At 30.7% G+C, this 20,390-nt stretch carries 15 protein-coding genes; all 15 read right to left on the bottom strand.

Annotated elements, in window-relative coordinates:
* Positions 1 to 68: 68 nt before the first annotated feature.
* The 15 genes from acsB to ftsH all read right to left on the bottom strand — a co-directional run bounded on the left by acsB (position 69) and on the right by ftsH (position 20,375).
* Positions 69 to 2,195 (bottom strand): acetyl-CoA decarbonylase/synthase complex subunit alpha/beta, encoded by a 2,127-nt coding sequence (acsB, locus tag ACFIJ5_RS02740; protein ID WP_379803502.1) that lies wholly within the window; start codon positions 2,193 to 2,195, stop codon positions 69 to 71.
* Between the two features lie 16 nt (positions 2,196 to 2,211).
* Complete coding sequence (acsE, locus tag ACFIJ5_RS02735) at positions 2,212 to 2,997, bottom strand: carbon monoxide dehydrogenase/acetyl-CoA synthase methytransferase subunit (protein ID WP_379803500.1); 786 nt, start codon at positions 2,995 to 2,997, stop codon at positions 2,212 to 2,214.
* A 95-nt stretch (positions 2,998 to 3,092) separates the two neighbouring features.
* Positions 3,093 to 4,439 carry an acetyl-CoA decarbonylase/synthase complex subunit gamma gene (gene acsC, locus ACFIJ5_RS02730; protein ID WP_379803497.1) on the bottom strand — a complete coding sequence of 449 codons (1,347 nt, stop codon included), beginning with the start codon at positions 4,437 to 4,439 and terminating at the stop codon, positions 3,093 to 3,095.
* Positions 4,440 to 4,541: 102 nt separating this feature from the next.
* On the bottom strand, positions 4,542 to 5,486 hold the full coding sequence (gene acsD, locus ACFIJ5_RS02725) for an acetyl-CoA decarbonylase/synthase complex subunit delta (RefSeq protein WP_379803494.1): 945 nt from the start codon (positions 5,484 to 5,486) through the stop codon (positions 4,542 to 4,544).
* Between the two features lie 31 nt (positions 5,487 to 5,517).
* Positions 5,518 to 6,285, bottom strand: a complete 768-nt coding sequence (locus ACFIJ5_RS02720) for an ATP-binding protein (RefSeq protein ID WP_379803492.1) — start codon at positions 6,283 to 6,285, stop codon at positions 5,518 to 5,520.
* Positions 6,286 to 6,336: 51 nt separating this feature from the next.
* Positions 6,337 to 7,710: a dihydrolipoyl dehydrogenase gene (gene lpdA, locus ACFIJ5_RS02715; RefSeq protein ID WP_379803490.1), complete on the bottom strand. Its 1,374-nt coding sequence runs from the start codon at positions 7,708 to 7,710 to the stop codon at positions 6,337 to 6,339.
* A 25-nt stretch (positions 7,711 to 7,735) separates the two neighbouring features.
* Complete coding sequence (locus ACFIJ5_RS02710) at positions 7,736 to 8,611, bottom strand: methylenetetrahydrofolate reductase (RefSeq protein WP_379803488.1); 876 nt, start codon at positions 8,609 to 8,611, stop codon at positions 7,736 to 7,738.
* 22 nt (positions 8,612 to 8,633) lie between these two features.
* A complete protein-coding gene (locus ACFIJ5_RS02705) occupies positions 8,634 to 9,284 on the bottom strand; it encodes a methylenetetrahydrofolate reductase C-terminal domain-containing protein (protein ID WP_379803485.1) in 651 nt (216 codons plus the stop codon).
* A 64-nt stretch (positions 9,285 to 9,348) separates the two neighbouring features.
* Positions 9,349 to 10,203, bottom strand: a complete 855-nt coding sequence (locus tag ACFIJ5_RS02700; RefSeq protein ID WP_379803483.1) for a bifunctional 5,10-methylenetetrahydrofolate dehydrogenase/5,10-methenyltetrahydrofolate cyclohydrolase — start codon at positions 10,201 to 10,203, stop codon at positions 9,349 to 9,351.
* Positions 10,204 to 10,300: 97 nt separating this feature from the next.
* Positions 10,301 to 10,933 (bottom strand): cyclodeaminase/cyclohydrolase family protein, encoded by a 633-nt coding sequence (locus tag ACFIJ5_RS02695; RefSeq protein WP_379803481.1) that lies wholly within the window; start codon positions 10,931 to 10,933, stop codon positions 10,301 to 10,303.
* Between the two features lie 27 nt (positions 10,934 to 10,960).
* The gene (locus tag ACFIJ5_RS02690) at positions 10,961 to 12,637 is read right to left on the bottom strand and encodes a formate--tetrahydrofolate ligase (protein WP_379803478.1); all 1,677 of its coding nucleotides are present in this window, start codon (positions 12,635 to 12,637) and stop codon (positions 10,961 to 10,963) included.
* Between the two features lies 1 nt (position 12,638).
* On the bottom strand, positions 12,639 to 13,418 hold the full coding sequence (locus tag ACFIJ5_RS02685) for an ATP-binding protein (RefSeq protein WP_459253867.1): 780 nt from the start codon (positions 13,416 to 13,418) through the stop codon (positions 12,639 to 12,641).
* Between the two features lie 75 nt (positions 13,419 to 13,493).
* Complete coding sequence (gene cooS, locus ACFIJ5_RS02680; protein WP_379803475.1) at positions 13,494 to 15,386, bottom strand: anaerobic carbon-monoxide dehydrogenase catalytic subunit; 1,893 nt, start codon at positions 15,384 to 15,386, stop codon at positions 13,494 to 13,496.
* A 476-nt stretch (positions 15,387 to 15,862) separates the two neighbouring features.
* Positions 15,863 to 18,010, bottom strand: coding sequence for a HelD family protein (locus ACFIJ5_RS02675; protein WP_379803473.1), 2,148 nt, complete (start codon positions 18,008 to 18,010; stop codon positions 15,863 to 15,865).
* Between the two features lie 394 nt (positions 18,011 to 18,404).
* Positions 18,405 to 20,375 carry an ATP-dependent zinc metalloprotease FtsH gene (gene ftsH / locus ACFIJ5_RS02670; protein ID WP_379803471.1) on the bottom strand — a complete coding sequence of 657 codons (1,971 nt, stop codon included), beginning with the start codon at positions 20,373 to 20,375 and terminating at the stop codon, positions 18,405 to 18,407.
* Positions 20,376 to 20,390: the final 15 nt, after the last annotated feature.

Here is a 20,390-nt window from a genome sequence, read left to right as displayed (position 1 = left end):
TAAAAAATCAATTTGAATTAATAATTATAAACTGGGAACCTTTATAAAATTTTTAATTACTATAGTTTTTACATTATAGGATCCATTGTTAGAGCAGGATGTCCTTTTTCTTCTAAGAATGCTAGTACACCTTCAGAATCAGTTGCAATAGTTTCATCACAAATCATATCAGTAAAGTTATCTACATCATATAATTCTTTAGCTGCTGCATCTAATTTTTCTCTAGCAAAATCTTTTAATTCTTTTGGCATCCAGACTATTCTTCCAAGTCCACCTTCTGCTTTTATGAATTTCTTTGAGTAAATAAATGTTCTACCATGTCCCATAAATCCAGGAGTTTGAACTCCACCACCAGTCATAGATGCAAGTTCACCAAATGTCATACCTAATGGACATACTGAACCATATTCTCTATTTACTATAACAACACCATTAGCTTCTGGCATTATTCCACATATACATTCAAAACATCCACAAGAAGTCATTGGATCTTCTATTAAACTATATAATGTAACATTATTTACTGCTCCTTGTGATATTTGTTCAACAGTTTCATTTACTTTAGTCCATACACCTTTTTCTTCATCTATTAATCCTTCTTTTGGTACTGCTTGACAAGGACCTGTTGGATTTAATTCTAATGTTGCTTTAGCATCTAACCAACTTACTGCTCCACAAAGTCCTAATCTTTCAGGAGTTACTATACATACATGTGATGGTGCAAATGATTGACATAAGTTACAAGAATAAAATGTATCTACTTTTTCATCAACTAAAGAACTAAGTCTTTCATCTCTTTCGTTATATCTTGGCATAGCATATTTTTCTCTTAATTCTACACATTTTTCTGGCTCTGTAACTATAGTAACCTGACACTTGTCCACAACTTGATCAAATTCATCTAACATTTTTGCATAAATTACTTCTCCAATATGATTTAACCTAAAGCCTTTTTCATATGCATCTTTAGCTATTCTTATCCAAGTAAGATTTCTTTGTCCAAGATGCATTACACCTTCAATGTAGTTTAAGAAATAGTGAAGTCTTCTTTCTAGTACTGGTTCAAAGTCCTTTTGCATATTTTGTCCTGCTATTTCAATAAGTATTCCCAAATTAAGTCTAGCAGGTGGCTCACTAATAGTATCTAAGTCAGGACCTATTACAGTTATTTTATGATCTTCAACTTCTGATGGTTCTTTTTGTATAACAAGTTCCCATCCGTTTGTTTTACTACCACCAAATTCTACAAACATATCATTTTTTCTAATTCTTTCACCTTCAAAAGCTGCAGCAAAAGAAACTGGTATTGGAAGTTCTGTAACCTTTATTTTAATTTTTCTAGCTTCAAGAGATGTTTTTACTACTTTATCATAATCTTTTTGAGTTAATAATAATGTAGGAACTTCTTGTACTTCTTGGTCTGTTATTACTGGGAATCCAAGAGCTATTGCACCTGCACCTGCTGATACTACAAGTTCACTTAATGGACCAAATGCATTTACAAAAGCAGGTACTCTTTCTGCTGTATATTGCATAAATTTATCAAATTGTCCTGCTTCAAGTCCTCCAAAAATTAATGCTGTTCTTATAGCTACTGATACAACATGAATTACAGAAGTAACATCATATCCAACTGGTATAACTCTTAAGTCAAGTCCCATTTTTACATTAGCTTCAACAGCTTGATCTATTACTTTTCCAACTAAAAATGTTAATAATCCTTTAGATTGATAATCTTTAATTACCTTTGCAGCTGTTTCACTATCTGGACATTCACCAAGAACTACTGCAATTCCTGGTATATCACCTGTAACTAGTGGTACACCTAAAGAACGTATAATTGGATCTGATACAAATCCAACACAAGGTTCATTGTATGGAGTTTCTTCTTTTACATATTTGATAACTTCTATTATTTCTGCTGCAACAGCTGTTGCAAGACCAGAATTTAAAGCTTTTTCTAAATTTTCTTCCTCAACAATTAAACTTTTAACTACATCTAATGCTGATTCAAGTTCACCTAAATTAGTTATTTTCTTTCCTGTTGCAGCATAAATTATTGGAATAGAATATGCTGTATCAGGGAAAGCAACCTTATAATCTTTTCCTTTTTCATTTATAGCTTCACTTACAAGATTCTTAGCTGCATCTAAAGCTTGATTAGAACCTGTAAAAATAGTTTGAAATAAATTCATTATTGTTCCTCCCCTTCTATAAATCTAAATAAGAATCTGCATATAATACGCTTCCATTTATAACATCACAAGTTTTTATAGTTTCCATTAATCTCTTATCACATGGATTCATAATTGCAGAAGTAAGTCCTGATTGAATAGCCATTGCAGCAAATGTTGCATCCATTATTGGTCTTAAAGGTTTTGGAGCTCCATTTGAAACATTACTTAATCCACAAACTGTTTTAAGTCCCATTTCACTAATTAATCTAACTGCTTCTAAAACTTCTTTCTGCTTATCTTGCATTCCTTTAATAACTAAAAATAGAGGATCGAATAACATATCAGTTGGCTCTAATCCTTGCATCATACCTCTTTCAAGCATTTCAGTGCAATAAGCCATACGCTCATCATTATCTCTTGTAATACCTTCTTTTGCACATAATGCAATTATCATAGCATCATTAGCAGCGGCTACATCTATCATTCCAATTCTCTCACCGGCATCTGCTGAGTTTACAATTGGTTTTCCTTTTTCTCTATTATAAACTTTTATTCCAGCTTCAATAGCTTTCTTATTTGTTGTATCTAATGCTAATGGAATATTATCAAATTCATTTTGTAAAACTTGGACTGCCCAAGGCATTAATTCTTCTCCATCTTTTTCTGCTGGTCCTATGTTTAAATCTAAGTAATGAGCTCCTGCATCAATTTGTTCTTTTGCTCTCTTTATTATTGGTTCTGGATTTCTTTCAGCTAATGCTTTTCTTATAGTTGGAGATATGCAGTGTATTCTTTCCCCAATAATCATAAATTTATCCATCTTTTTTTCTCTCCCCTTCTTTTTTTTAGATTTTTATACTATCATTCACATAAAGGAGTTACCCCTTTATGTGAATGTTTAGCTAACATTCTTACTTATTTAAATTCTCTTAAGAATTTTGGAATGTGTAGAGCTTCTGTAGTTCCAACTACTATTTCCCATCCAGGTAGGTTTTCTTCTAAATCTCCCTTAAGTACTGCTACTTTTCCTGGAATTATAAGTTTTCTACATTTAGTTTTATCTTCTACTCCACTTTCTTTAATAGCTTTTGATATACTTGATGCTGTAAATTTACCTGCTGCCCAAGCTGTAAGTACTGAATATCCACCAGCATCAGGAATAACCATCCATACTGGTACTTTAGATCTTTCTACTTCCCCAGATACTATAAAATAAGTTAAAGCAAAGTCAACAGTAACCATTACTGGAGAATTTTCATCTGGGTTATTTATTGGATATACTTTTGGTTCAACTCTCATTGGTCTTTGAGGATCAGTAAATATATTTTGTCTTATAGCAAATAATGAAAGTGCTCTAGCATAATCCATATCACTTAAAACAATTATTGAACCATATTTCATAGTAAATAATGTACTCAAAGCTGCTTCCATATATTTATCATTTTTAGAAAGATCATTTACAAACAATACTGAAGGATAACCAAATGTTCTATCCTGTCCTTGTAAATTCATTCTTCTTATTTGTACTGTATTTTGAAATGCTTCTTTTATTGAAGAACAGCCTGGATCAAGTACTAATTGCTTATATCCTTCTTTATGTATATCTTCAACTAAAGAGTGTAATTCCTCTAAACTAGAAGCTTTTACTCCTAATGTTATTTTATCTGCTTTTACTAATTGAACCATTTCTTTATAATTATCTTTTGTAGCACCATAAGCTACTGGGTTATCATCTTTAACTAGTGGTAAAGCTTCTTTCATAACTTCAACATCTTCACAGACTAACATGTAAGCAAGTTTTAATCCACTATTTTTAACTTTGTTTATTAACTCTATATATCTATCTTTATTGCCAGCATATTTTAATGCAGCAATTTCAACCTTCATTTCTTCTCCGATTCTTATATAATCTACTTTTTTAATATTTTGTAATTTTGTATCTACTTCTTCATCTGTCATACTGTCAGAAAATACTACAGCAAATCTATTTCTATTTACAAATGTTTTTTCATGACGGAATAAAACAGTTTCTCCACCTAATTTATATTCACTTTCACCTTTACCTATTGTTATAGTTTTCATCAATGGTGCTGTTGCTTCTGCTAATTTTTCTAAAGCTGCTGGATCCATGTGTGGACATTTGCTTATATCAACAGCTCCTGCTGCAACTTTCATAGAAAATGCTAAACAAGTTGGGAAACCACAATCTTTACAATTCTTTTTTGGTGTCAATTTAAATATATCTAATCCTTTTAAAGCCATTTTAAATCCTCCCTTAAAAATATTAAAATATTGAAATCTTCCTCATTTCACTAATTTAATCCTTTAAAAACATTGAAACCTTCCTTATTTTTCAATTAATTATTAAGCCAATAATTCGCTTATAAAATTCTTAATAGTTTCTACTGATTTTGGATGACGTAAAACTACTGCATTTGAACCTCCAGCTAAAACTCCTGCTGCTGTAGATACTTCCATTGAAATACCTCTATCTTCTTGATTTCCCCATTCAGGTGTATCTTTTTCTAACTCTACTGCTTCTTTTACTTTCCAAGTTTCAAATGAAACTGGTGTAATGATTGGTGTTTGAAGAGTTTTATCATTTTGTCCAAGGGCTGCAAGTTTAACTCTATCTAGCGTAGAAGCTAAATACTCAAATCCGTAACCTGCTGCTGAACATCCTACATTTGAGACTACATTATCAAGTTTTACTCCTAATTGGTTTATTAATATGTTTAATTGTTTTGCTAAGTTAATATCTACTGCTGATTCAGCTCCAACTTTGTGACTATATGCAAGTGCTCCTGCTGCTGCAATAGTTTTGTAATTTTCTTCTACAGCTGATAATAATAAAATATTATGACCATCTAATTCCTTTGCTATATTTTCAAATAATTTAGCATCTTTTTCATGATTTCCTGTACCTGCTACTACTAATGGTGTTTTTACAGCTTCTGCAACACCTTTTACAGTTTCTGTACATTCTTCTACTGATTTATCTAATCCACTTGGATCTGCACCTTGTAATCTTAAACATATAAAATCTGGATTAAATTTTTCTTCAACAAATTTAGCCCATTCTACAGTGTTAGAAGAAACATCTTTATATATTTCTTTTAGTGAATCTATCCATTCTTCTGGACACACATCTATAATTTCCATTCCAACTTTTGGTGTATTGATTATATCACCATCAAATGTATAAAATGGAAGTGTATTTTCTCCACCAATCTTTATAGCTTTTTCTCCTGTTCCTATTTGAATTTCATTAATCTTACCTGAATATTTTTGTATTGATTTTTTGAACATATCTTGGAATCCTCCTTTAGTTTTTTCTTATTTATAATTGAATTTTTGTTAATATACTTTTTAATGCTTTTTTAGACAAACTTTCTTCTGGTAAATTAACTAATGGCTTTCCACTACAATCATATTCATATACCATGGGATCCATTGGTACAACTCCTACTAAATCTAATCCTTGTTTTTTTATTTCTTCATTTATTCCTTCATTCAATTTCATCTCTGGAGCTCTATTTACTATTAGACAAATTTTAGAAACATTTAAATTTAACTCATCTACTAATCTTTTTATTCTTCCTACAGCTTGAATTCCTCTTCTAGAACAATCGCTTATTAGTAATAAAACATCTATATTATCAACAACTTTTCTACTTAAATGTTCCATCCCTGCTTCATTATCAATTACTATGTACTTATAGTTTCCAGCAAGAGCATCTATTTGGGTTTTCAAGACTCCATTAACATAACAGTAACAACCTTGTCCTTGAGATCTTCCCATTACTAACATGTCATATCCATTTCCTTCAGTTAAACAACTATTTAACTTATACTTTAAATAATCAGCTTTAGTCATTCCTGCTGGAAATGCATCTCCAGAAAGTGATTTTTGACTTACTTCTTCTCTTATTTGGCCTAGTGTATCTTCTATTTCTTCTCCTAGTACTTCATTTAAATTTGCATTTGCATCTGCATCTACTGCAAGTATTGGTGTCTTATTTTTCTTTATCAAATAATCAATTAACATTCCTGTTAATGTAGTTTTTCCAGTACCACCTTTACCTGCTACTGCTATTTTATATCCCATAGTACGACCTCCTTATACTTTTCACATAGAGCTTATATAAGCTCTATGATATTACACTGAATGAACACTTTGTTTTTCAACATCATGTACTGCTTCCATAACTGCTTCTGATAATGTTGGATGTGGATGTATTACATCTCCTACTTGTTCTGTAGTTAATCCTAAATGTACAGCTAATGTAAATTCTCCAAGTAAATCTGTTGCATGTGCACCTATTATTACTGCACCTATTATTTTACCTTGCATATCTGCAACTACTTTTACAAACCCTTCAATTTTATCCATTGCTTTAGCTTTTCCTAATCCTCTAAAATCAAATTTTCCTATCTTATACTCTATTCCTTGCTCTTTTGCTTCTTTTTCTGTAATACCTACACTTGCTACTTCTGGATCAGTAAATACACACCTTGGAACTGCTTTATAATCCATTTTTTTATTTTTTCCTAAAGCATTTTCTACAGCTACTGTTCCTTCTTTAGAACCAACATGAGCCAAAGCTGGTGAATTTACAATATCTCCTATTGCATAAATCCCTTCTATGCTTGTCTCCATTTTTTCATTTACTATAACTCTTCCTCTTTCTGTCTCTATTCCTAGTTCTTCAAGTCCTAAACCTTCTGTATATGCTCTTCTTCCTACACAAACAAGCATTATTTCTGCTTCTAATTCTTTTCCACTTTGAAGAACTGCTTGAACTTTATCATCCTTAATATCAACTTTTGCAATTCCATTCTTAACATTAAATTTTATTTTATTTTTCTTAAAAGATCTTTGTAATTGTTTTGCTACATCTTCATCTTCAAATGGAATCAAATGATCTACCATTTCTACAATTTGTACTTTTGTTCCTAATGTATTGAAAAATTGTCCTATTTCACATCCTATTGGACCTCCACCTACAATTATCATAGATTGAGGTATTTTCTCTAAACTCAACACTTCATCACTTGTTATAACTTTTTTACCATCATAAGGAAATAATCTTGGAACAACTGGTACTGAACCTGTAGCAAGAATTATCTTATCTGCTTCTATTATTTCTTTATTTCCATCTTCTTTACTAACTTCGATTTGATTTTTGCTTACTAATTTAGCACATCCTCTTACAAGTTTTACCCCTTTGCTTTCAAAAAGGAATTCAACTCCCTTTACAAGTTGAGTTACTACCTTTTGCTTACGGTTCATGATAGCGTCAAAATCAGTTTTTACTTCACCTTCTATATTAAATCCATATTTATTAGCTTTATTTATAATTTCTAAAGCTTCTGAAGAAGCAATTAATGCTTTAGTTGGTATACAACCTACATTTAAACAGGTTCCTCCTACTTTTCCCTTCTCAACTACAGTAACATCAGCACCTAATATAGCTGCTTTTAACGCCGCTACATATCCACCTGGTCCTCCTCCAATTACAACTATTTTCATTTTTATTCCCCCTACAATTTAAAGTTTATAATCCTGCTTTATCTAATATTACAGGTACATTTTCTTCAGCACCTATAGCCATTATATGAACTCCTTCACATAATCCTTCTTCTTTTATTTGTTTTATAAATTCTGCTGCTATATTTATTCCTTCTTGAACTTTATTGTCAGTTTTTTTCATTCTTTCTATTATTTCATCTGGAACATACACCCCAGCAACATTTTTGTTCATATATTTAGCCATTCCTGCTGATTTAAGTGGTATTATACCCACCATAACATTTGTATTTAAATGTTTTGTCTTATCTCTAAATTGTCTTAAAGTGTCTATATCAAACACTGCTTGAGTTTGAAAAAACTTAGCGCCTGCTTTTATTTTCTTCTCCATTTTTATGATTTGAAGTTCTAGAGGTTCATATTTAGGAGATACACAAGCACCTAAATAAAATTCAGGTGAACCATTTAACTTATTCCCCATCATATCTGTACCTTTTGTTAAAGTGTCTGCCACTTCAAGTATCTCTACACTATCTAAATCATACACTGGTTTAGCTCCTGGATGATCTCCAAGTATTGTATAATCTCCTGTAAGAGCTAAAACATTTTGAATTCCAAAAACTCCTGCAGATAAAAATTCGCCTTCTATAGCTATTCTATTTCTATCTCTTCCTGTTATTTGAAGAACAGGTTCTAAACCTTGGTCTTTTAATATCTTACATGTTGCTAATGACGTAGCTTTCATACTAGCTGCTTGAAAGTCAGTAACATTAACCGCATGAACTCTTCCTTTTACACCTCTCGCACACTCAATTAAATGTGAAAAATTTGTACCTTTAGGAGGAGCCATTTCTGCCGTAATGCCAAACTCTTTTTTTTCAAAAGCATCTTTTAATAAACTCATAATAATCCTCCTTAAATAATTGTTACTTATTTCTTAAGTTAACTCTTGCAGGATGTGCACTAATTTCATAGTTTCTTGGCTTTTTTATTTCTTTTAAATTATCAAGTTTACCTAATTTTTTTAATCTCTCATAAATAAGTATCCATGCACAATCATTTTCAGGATTAACTTCACATTTTCCATCTTTTGCTCCACCACAAGGTCCATTTAATAATCCTTTGGCACATTTAGTTACTGGGCAAATACCTCCTGTCCATCCAAGTTGACAGTTTCCACATGCTCTACAAGCCTCTTCATATTTTCCTACTCTTTCAATTTCCCCAATAAACTCTGTATTGTTGCCTGGAATAACAGGAATATCAACTAATCTAGCAACAGTTTGAGTTCCATCACCACAAGCTAAAGATAAAATTGCATCTGCTTCTTTTAACTCTTCTTTTAATTTTTTTAAATCTTTTCTAACCTTTAGGTAATTACAAGATGGATCTAATATTGTATACCCTAAAACTTTCTTACCATTTTCTTCTAATTTTTGTTTCATTTCTAATACTTGTTCTTCACCACCAACTTGACATACGGTAGCACATAAAGAACAACCTGTAATTATTATCTTTTCACTTCCCTTAAGGTACATAAGTATCTCTTCAAACGGTTTCTTTTCTGAAATAACCATAGTCCTGCCTCCATTTAATTATTAACTACTAAAACATATGACTATATGAAAATTTTTACATGTTTTATAGATTATTTTGCATCTTACATGCTTTTATTACATGCTTTCCAAGTATGGAAGTAGTAACTGATCCTACCCCTCTTGGTACTGGTGTTATCATAGAAGCTTTTTCTGAACAATCGTCTGTATCAACATCTCCACATAATTTTCCATTTTCATCAACGTTTATGCCTACATCTATAACTACTGCACCCTCTTTAACATAGTCAGCTGTAACCATCTTAGCTTTTCCAACACCTACAACTAAAATATCTGCTTTAGATGCTATTTCTTTCATATTTTGAGTTTTTGAATGACATATCGTTACTGTTGCATTTTCATTTAATAAAAGCATTGATACAGGTTTTCCTACAACCATAGATCTTCCAATAACTACAGCATTTTTTCCTTTCATTTCTACGTTGTAGTGTTTTAATATTTCTATTACTGCTGTTGGTGTACATGGTGGAAATCCTGTTTTATCTCCACTCATTAGTTTTGCTACATTTATAGGACTAAAGCAATCTACATCTTTTTCTGGTGCTATAACATACTTGATTTCATCTTCATTTAGTTGTTTTGGCATTGGTCTAAAAACTAAAATACCATTAGTATGTTTATCTTCATTTACTTTTTTAAGTTCTTTTATAAATTCATCCTGTGATATATTTTCTGGATAAGCTTTAACTTCAGTTTCTATTCCAACTTTAGAATATCTCTTTATAGCTCCCTTTTCATATGAAAGATCGCTTGGATTTTCTCCAACTCTCATTATTGTAAGTTTTGGAGTTATGCCTTTACTCTTAAGCTGTTCTACTTCTTCTTTAAGCTTTTCAGTGATTGTATCTGCAACAGGTTTTCCTTTTATAATTTGTCCCATTTTAATTCTCCTCCAAATATATAATTAGTTTTATAGAAAAAACTTTATGTTAATGCTCAGTAAAATCCTGAGCATTAACAATTATTAAATTATCAATTTACTTTGAAAGACTCTTTAAAACTTTGTCATAAACTTCATCAGAAACCTCTATTCCTTCTTCTACTAGATGCTCAGTTTCTTTTTTTACTTTTTCTACATATTCTTTATCCTTAATTGAATTAATATTTATTATTACATTTAACTGTGCACCTATAATTGCTGATCTTAAACACTGTACACCTACTCCTACATCACTTATTGCTAATTTTGAACACTTATCAACTAACTCTTCATGAAGTTTTATAGCTTCATATGTCTTCTTCACTATTGAAACTGGAACTTCACAAGCTTGTTTCAATGCTTTTTCTAAAGTTTCTTCTTTTAATTTTTTCTGCTCTTCTGTGTCTTTTTTCATGCCATATGCCTTTGAAAGTGGAAGAAAATTTTCTGCATCTTCATCAATCATTTTTAATAACTCTTTTTGTATTTCTCCTGCTTTTAAAAGAATACTTTTAACTATATCCTCATATTGAGCATATTTTTTCTTTCCTATTGTTAAATTACAAACCATACTTCCTAATGCAGTTCCTACAGCACCTGCTAATGCAGCAGCTCCTCCGCCACCTGGCACAGCAGCTTTAGATGCGAGAACATCAATAAATTCCGTACATGTAATGTCGGCTAATTTCATAACGTATTCCTCCTAATATCTAAAACTTTAGAATAATCCGCTTATTACTCCATTCTCATCTACATCAATTTTTTCTGCTGCTGGTACTTTAGGAAGTCCTGGCATTTTCATTATTGAACCTGTTACTGCAACTACAAATCCTGCTCCTGCAGATACATTAACTTGTCTTACTGTAATCTTAAATCCAGTAGGTCTTCCTAATTTCTTTTGATCATCAGTTAATGAATATTGAGTTTTAGCAATACATACTGGTATATTTCCAAATCCTAATTCTTCTAGTTGTTTAATTTGTTTTGATGCTCCAGTTGTGAAATCAACATCATCGGCACCATATATCTTTTGAGCTATTGCTCTAATTTTGTCCTTAATTGGAAGTTGTACATCATATGCATATTCAAAATTATTTTCTTCTTCATCTATTAATCTCAAAACTTCTTTAGCTACTTCTTGTCCACCTTCGCCGCCTTTTGCCCAAACTTCTGATAGTTTAACATTAACTCCTAATTCTTTACATTTATCTTCAACTAGTTTTAATTCAGCTTCTGTATCAGTTGGGAATCTATTTAATGCAACTACTGCTGGTAATTTATAAACTTTAGTAATATTTTCAACATGCTTTAATAAATTTGGAAGTCCTTTTTCTAGTGCTTCTAAATTTTCCTTACTTAATTCTGCCTTTGGAACTCCGCCATTATATTTCAATGCTCTAACTGTAGCTACTATTATTACTGCATCTGGTTTTAACCCTGCCATTCTACATTTTATATCTAAGAATTTTTCAGCACCAAGGTCTGCACCGAATCCAGCTTCTGTAACTACATAATCTCCAAAATGTTTAGCCATTTTTGTAGCAATTACTGAATTACATCCATGTGCTATGTTTGCAAATGGTCCACCGTGAACAAATGCTGGTGTTCCTTCCAAAGTTTGAACCAAATTTGGTTTTAATGCATCTTTTAAAAGTGCAGCCATTGCACCTTGAGCATTTATTTGACCAGCTGTTATTGGTTTTCCTTCTCTAGTGTATGCTACAACTATTCTTGCTAATCTTTCTTTTAAATCAGTAATATCATTTGCTAGACAGAATATAGCCATTATTTCTGATGCAACTGTTATGTCAAATCCATCTTCTCTTGGTACTCCATTAGTTTTTCCGCTAAGACCATCTGTTATAAATCTTAGCTGTCTGTCATTCATATCTACAGCTCTTCTCCATACAACTCTTCTTGTGTCAATGTTTAATTTATTTCCTTGATATATATGGTTATCTACCATTGCTGCAAGTAAGTTATTAGCAGCTCCTATTGCATGTATATCTCCTGTAAAATGCAAGTTTATGTCTTCCATTGGAACTACCTGAGCATATCCACCTCCTGCAGCTCCTCCCTTAATCCCAAAAACTGGTCCTAATGATGGTTCTCTTAAAGCAACTACTGTACTTTTTCCAAGTTTAGATAAAGCATCAGCAACCCCAATTGCTGTTGTTGTCTTACCTTCCCCAGCGGGTGTTGGATTAATTGCTGTTGTTAAAATCAATTTTCCATTTTTACCTTTTGTTTTTTTCAATAAGTTATAATCTACCTTAGCTTTATATTTTCCATAAAGATCAATATCTTCTTCAGAAATATTTAGTTTTTTAGCCATTTCTCTTATATCTTGCATTTTAGCTTCTTGTGCTATTTCAATATCACTCTTAAATCCCATTTTAGACGCCCCCTACTTCTAACTTTTCTTTTATTTTTTTAACCTCACTTACAGTTTCTTTTGAGTCATAAGGAGATTTATTAACTCTATCACAGTCTCCTACACTTTCCCTGTAATGCATAAAACCTAAACATGCTTCCTTGTCCACATTTTCTAAAATGTATTTTTCATCTGCTTCATTTTTAACTTTGTTTCCTACAACAAATACTCTTTTTATGCCTAAATCATTAGCAAGTTTCCTAACATGTTTATATGTTTGAATGCTTCTTATTCCTGGTTCAATTACTACTATAAATACATCTACTCCTTGAGCTGTTCCTCGTCCTAAATGCTCAATACCTGCTTCCATATCCATTATTACTATATCTTTATTTTGTAATATTAAATGCGATGTAAGTTTTTTTAGCAAAACGTTTTCGGGACAAAAACACCCCATCCCTGCTTTATCTACAGTTCCCATAGTTAAAAGTCTCACGCCATTATATTTCTTACAATATCTATCTGGTATATCATCAACTTTAGGATTTATTTTAAACATCTTACCAAATGTTTCAGGCGTAGAGTTTGTTCTTTCAGCTACTAATTTTTTCATTTCTGATATGGGAACAATTTCATTAATAATTTCTGGTGGAAATCCTAATGCTAAAGCTAGATTAGGATCTGGATCACCATCTACAGCTAACACATTATATCCTTCTTCTGAATATATTCTACTAATGATAGCTGATAAAGTAGTCTTTCCTACTCCACCTTTTCCTGTAATCGCTATTTTCATTTTCATATTAGGTACCTCCTCTCTTGCTGCAAACACTATTATTACAAGTTAACTCTAATACATTTTATATTGTATTTTAAATTATATTCCTAATTTTTTACGTTTTTCTTCTACTCTCTCAACCATTTGTTGTGCTGCTTTAGTTGGATCAGTTTCAATATAGAATTTAGCTCCTACCATATCTTCCATTCTATTAGTTAAAATATCAACTACTTCTGGACCACCTGTTACTGGAGGTACTACTCCAAGCCAAGTATCAATTCCTGAACATACTACATAAGTTCCAATTGAAACAGCTTTTTCTGACATCCATTCTGGTGCTGCACCAACAACAGGTAAATCAGCTATATCTAGTTTTAAGTAATTTGCAACTTCTCCCACTAATTCTAGGATACGACTGTTATCAACGCATGAACCCATATGAAGTACTGGTGGTATATCTACAAGTTCACAGACCTTAGCAAGTCCAGCTCCTGCATATTTTCTAGCTTCTTTAGTCAATAATCCTGCTTTTGCTGCAGCTTGAGCAGCACATCCTGTAGTAACTACAATTACGTCATTTGCTATCAAATTTTTTATCATTTCAACATGACTTGCATCATGTTTTACTTTTGGATTATTACATCCTACTACACCAGCGGCACCTCTAAGTACACCAGATACTATACAATCAGCTAGTGGTTTTACAGTTCCTAATGCTCCTATATTAGAATTAGCAACTTTATCTAATTCGCTTACAATACCTTCAGTACTATATCCTACTACTGCTTCACTTTTAATATGTGGTATCTCAACTTTACTATTATCTCTATTTTTAAAGTTTAATATTGCTTCTTTTAGTATTTTCTTTGCTGATTCATATGGGTGCTCTTCATCCATTTCTATGTGAGTTGCACCTTTAATTCTTGCTTTTGGAGATGTTGTAATAAATTTAGTATGATAGTTTTCTGATAATTTTGCTAAAGCTGGCATTATACATTGTACATCGACTATTACTGCTTCTACTGCACCTGTTACAACTGCAAGTTCTTGTTGAAGGAAATTCCCTGCAATCTTAAGTCCATGTCTCATTGTTGCTTCATTAGCTGTACAACACATTCCTACAAGATTAATTCCATCTGCTCCTTGTGCTTTTGCTAATTCAACTATTTCTGGATCTTCAGATGCTAATATAACCATTTCTGAAAGAGTTGGTTCATGACCATGAAGTACTACATTTACTGAATTTCCTTCTAATACACCTAAATTCGCTTCTGTTGCTATAGATTTTGGAGTTTCAAACATAATATCACTAAACTCTGTAGCAGTGTATGATCCACCCCATCCATCACCTAAAGCTGTTCTCATAGCTATTTTAAGCATGCTTTCAGCATCTGCAGCACAACCAATGTGAGTTGAATGCATTATTGATACGATATCCCTGTCTATACCCCTTGGCATTATACCTATTTTATTCCAAACTTCTTTTCTTTTTTCTGGTACAGCTGTTGGTAAAGTTAATGTACCAAATTGTCTACCATATTCCTGTAATCCTGTTTTTGCTAAATCATGTGCTATATCATAAATATCTCTATTTTCAGTTTCTACTCCAAATCTTTTTGCTACTTTCATTAGTTTTTTCTCATCTTTTACTTTCAAATCACCATTTTCACTTGTACTATATAAATTAAAAGCTATACTTCTACCATGATCTGAGTGAGCTGCTGCTCCTCCTGCAACCATCCTTGCAAAGTTTCTTGATACAATAACATCTGCTGTAGCTCCACAAATACCTCTGTCATTTCCTTTACCTGGAACTGGACTTACTCTACAAGGTCCCATTGCACAATTTCTACAACATACCCCTGCTGATCCAAATCCACATGGTGTTTTCATATCAACTTTCCTATCCCATACAGTTTTTACCCCATCTTTTTTTGCTTTTTCGATAAGTTTATTTTGTGCCGTTTCATTGTTTAATATTTTCTGTTCCAATTTTTCCCCTTCTTTCTTACATATTTTTCATTTTAATTCATTTTAATTTTTATATAGAAATTTATAGTATATTTACAATTTAATTATAGTATGTTTTTAACGAAAAATAAACACATAATAACAATTTTTTAACAAAGAATATTTTATTTTAAAAAATATCAATTTTCTAACTATTTAGAAAGTTGAAATTATATGCACTAAATTCAAAAACCTGTAGTAAATTATCGAAAAAAGTTGAAATTTTTGTATGTCATTTGCTCTTTTTTTTAATATTATTCAAATATATAATAGTAATTTTCATAGTTTATTTGAATAAATATTATTTTTTTACTTTTTTTACAATTAAATCGGCTATCAACATTTGATATTTTTTTAACAAATTTCGACCATATGTGCTCCTTTATACATTTCAAACAACATTTATTATTTTATAAAAATAAACCTGTTGATTTTTAACATCAACAGGTTCTATTATTTTAATATTGTTTTTTTATAATTATCAACTCATGTAGTGCTCTAGTAGCCATTACATATTTAAGTTTATTACTACTTAATTCTAAATTATCCTCTAATTCATTATATTCATCCTCAATTAAAATAACACTATCAAATTCTAGTCCCTTAGCAAAGTACGATGGCAGTAAAACTACGCCCCCTTTATATAGCTTCTCTTCTCTATCTAACATATTGATGTATAACTTATTTTTTATTAAAGATGATATCTCGTTTACCTTACTTAAATCTTTACATATAATAGCTATACTTTCATATTCACTCTTCTGAAGTTGTTCGACATTATCCAATATTTCTTCTGATAATTCTATATCACTACTACATACTATTTTTTTAACTTCTTTACCATCTCTAACTAATGGAACTATGGATGTTTCTTGCAGATATTTATTAGCATATTCCATTATCTGTCTTGTTGATCTATAACTTTTGGTTAACTTAAAATATTCTGTATCTAAATCCTCTAAAATATAATTTAAATTATTCATAATATTATTAGAATTTATTGGTATCAATCTTTGATTTCTATCTCCTACTATAGTCATAGAATTACATTTTGTTAGTTCTTTTATAACTATAAATTGAAGGTACCCATAGTCTTGTGCTTCATCAATTACAACGTGTTTAATTTCGTTTCTTATTTTTAGATTTTCTAATTTTATTTTAAGATATAAAATTGGCGCAAGATCATCGTATGTTAACTGCTTCCAACCATTGATCTCGTTATATATCTCTAAACAATCAGGATTATCTAACCAGTGTAAATTTTTTTTAACTATTATTACTTCTTTTACTATATTTCTTATTTTAATTCGCCTTTGCAAATCTAAAAAACTTTCATCAAGCTCTAACTGCTCTTTATTTAATTTACTTATTTTTTCATTATATTCTTTTTGTATTTCTCTTACCTTTTCATCTCTACTATCTTTTAATTTTGAAAATATTATCCTCTTAATTTTTTTACTTCTTCTAAACAATGGCATATATTTATAATATTCATTAAACATATCTTCTATTTGTTTTGAACTTATGACTACTCTCCCATCAAATATTACATCTTGAATTTTAAAATACTCATTATTTAATTTACTTATTTTTTCATCTAAATTCTTTTTATACTCTTTAGAAGTTTTTAATAGTATATCTTTGATAAAATCTTCATCATTACTTATTATTTTTTCCATATACTCCGTTAAACTCATTATATCTTTAATATTTAAAATACCTAATGCAAAATCATTAAATGTAGTCTGTTTAACCCCTGTCTCTCCTAAACTTGGAAGTACTAATGATATATATTCCATAAAAATACTATTAGGTCCAAATATTAAAACTTTATCTTGAAGACTTTTTCTATAATTATAGAGTAAATATGCCACCCTATGTAATGCAATTGTAGTTTTTCCGCTTCCTGCCACTCCATCTACAATTACTGTTTTATCTTTAGGTTGTCTTATAATATCATCTTGTTCCTTTTGTATTGTCATTACTATATCTTTTAACTTTTCTTCAGCATTTTTACTTAAAACAGCTTGTAATACTTCATCTTTTACATCTAATACTGAGTCAAACATACCTAATAACTTTTCGTTTTTTACTATATATTGTCTCTTATTTAAAATATCAGTTTCAACTTTTCCTAATGGTGCATTATACTCTACTCTTCCTAATTTACCTGCATAAAAAAGCGAAGCTACAGGTGCTCTCCAGTCTATTACCAAAGGCTCATATTCTCCTTCAGGAGTAAGCCCAAATCTTCCTATATGTATTTTTTCTCTATCATCAAATTCTTCTTCTTCAAACTCCACGCTCCCAAAATATGGAGCATTCTGTAGTATTGTCATTTCTCTTAATCTTCTATCTATAGTTTTATAGGCCTCTTCTTTTATAAATCTCTCATGATCAAAATATTCTATTATTTTATCTTCATCATCTTTATATTCTTCTAAAACTTTCTTTCTATATTGAAGTAAGTTTTCTTTTATTGAATTTCTTTTATTTATATAATTTAGTATCTCATCTTTAATTCTTTTAATTACTTGAAATAAATGTTCTTTTTCTAGCTCAAATTCAAACTCTTGGTTAACATTTTTATTTGAATTTTTATCCACAAATTTTCCTCCATTTCTTTTTCTAAATTTTTACTAGCTCAACTTTCTCAGTTAATTTCATCCTAAGGCAAAATTCCCTTAATTATTAACTCAACTTTCGCAGTACAAAAACACTGTCTAGCGAAGGGAAATGATATATTGCGTAAGAAACATTTGAACAAAGTTTACAAGTTCTTAGCTTTACGAATTTGAAAAAAGTTATTTTTTAATTACTGATTCCTACGGAATATTAATTAAAAAATCTTTTTTCAATATGAGTAAAGCTTAGAACTTGTTACTGAAGTGAAAGGTTTCTGAGCAAGATATCATTTCCCGTAGCGGTTGTTTTTCATCTACGAAAGTTAAGATAATAAAATGCACAACTTTTAGTCATTGTGCATTTTATATATTATATCTATTTTTCCTCTTCTATATTCTTTATACTACCTAAAGACTCATTATCCTCTTTTAAATTTTCAATTTCACAATCTATATTCAAACTTTCTTCTTCACTACTCTTATCCTGATTTAACTGATTTTCTTCATTATCATCTTTTTCCTCTTGTAATGGCATTTCCGTATATTCTCTAACTATTTGCATGAATTCTTGACCCATTATAGTTTCTTTTTCCAATAATACTTCTGCAATCTTTTCTAATAACTCTTTATTTTCTTTTAAAAGATTTTTTGCTCTTTCATGTGCAAATTTTATTATCTTCAAAGTTTCCTCATCAATAATTGAATCAGTTTGTGCACTACAATTTTTAACTGGCTTACCATCTAAATATCTACTACTTGGAGATTCTAATCCCATCATATCAAATCTTTCACTCATTCCATATATAGTAATTATATTCCTTGCTGTCTGAGTAGCTTTTTCAATATCATTTGATGCTCCAGTAGATATCATATTAAATTGTATTTCTTCAGCACTTCTACCTCCAAGCATTACTGTAATCTGGTCTAACATTTCATCTTTAGATACCAAATATTTTTCTTCATCTGGAAGTTGCATTGTATAACCAAGAGCTCCCATAGTTCTTGGAACAATAGTGATTTTATGTACTGGATCTGTATTTTTAAGTAGGGCTGCCACAAGCGCATGTCCAACTTCATGGAATGCAACAGCTTTTTTTTCTTTATCTGATAAAATTCTATCTTTTTTCTCTTTTCCTGCTATTATAACTTCTACAGCTTCTTCTAAATCTTCTTGAATTACTTGTTCTCTTCCATTTTTAACAGCTAAAAGTGCTGCTTCATTAACCATATTTGCAAGATCTGCTCCAACCGCTCCAGGAGTTGCTTTTGCTATAGAATTTAAATTTACCTTGCTAGACATCTTAACATCTTTTGTATGTACTTTTAAAATTGCCTCTCTACCTTTTAAATCTGGTCTATCTACAATTACTCTTCTGTCAAATCTACCCGGTCTTAAAAGAGCCTTATCTAAAATTTCTGGTCTATTAGTAGCTGCTAATATAACAACTCCTTTTGAACAATCAAATCCATCCATTTCTGTTAACAACTGATTTAATGTTTGTTCTCTTTCATCATTAGTAGATATGTTATTTTCTCTACTTTTTCCTATAGCATCTATCTCATCTATAAATACAATACATGGTGCTTTTTCCTCTGCTTGTTTAAATAAATCTCTTACTCTTGATGCTCCCATACCTACAAACATTTCAACAAATTCTGAACCTGATATTGAAAAAAACGGAACTTTAGCCTCACCTGCTACAGCTTTAGCAAGTAACGTCTTACCTGTTCCCGGTGGTCCAACAAGCAGTGCTCCTTTTGGAAGTTTAGCTCCTATTTTTGTATATTTGTCTGAATTATGTAAAAAATCTACTATTTCAACTAAAGACTCTTTAGCTTCATCTTCTCCTGCAACATCCTCAAATGTTATACCTGTTTCATCTTCTCCATAAATTTTGGCATTATTCTTACCAAAAGACATAACACCATTTCCCATCTTTTTATCCAACTTACCAAAAAGAAGTTTTCCAAGAATCATTATAAAAAATATTGGTGCTATCCAATAAAGTAAAAAATCAATAATAAAACTATTATTTTGTGATGGAGCTCCAAATTTAGCACCACTTTTCATTATTGTATCTAAAAACTTGTTTTCTGCATTGGAATAAGGAATTCTTCCTGTATACAGTGCTTCTTTGTTTATTCCACTATTCTTTGTTGGAACAACAATTATCTTATCACTTTTTATGTGAACCCGTTCTATTTTCTTTTGATTTGCTAATTGTAATAATTTATCATAACTAATTTCTTCTGTTTTAAAAGAACTATATAAATAATTTGCTATGATTAATATAATAGCTGCACCTATTATGTACGATATTATATATTTCTTTTTCTTATCTAACATTCTCTTCCTCCTTAG

The organism is Haloimpatiens myeolchijeotgali (genome assembly GCF_042688525.2).
Lineage (GTDB): Bacteria > Bacillota > Clostridia > Clostridiales > Clostridiaceae > Haloimpatiens.
Note: the sequence above shows the minus strand (reverse complement) of the source record. Positions and strands in the feature narration are given on the sequence as shown.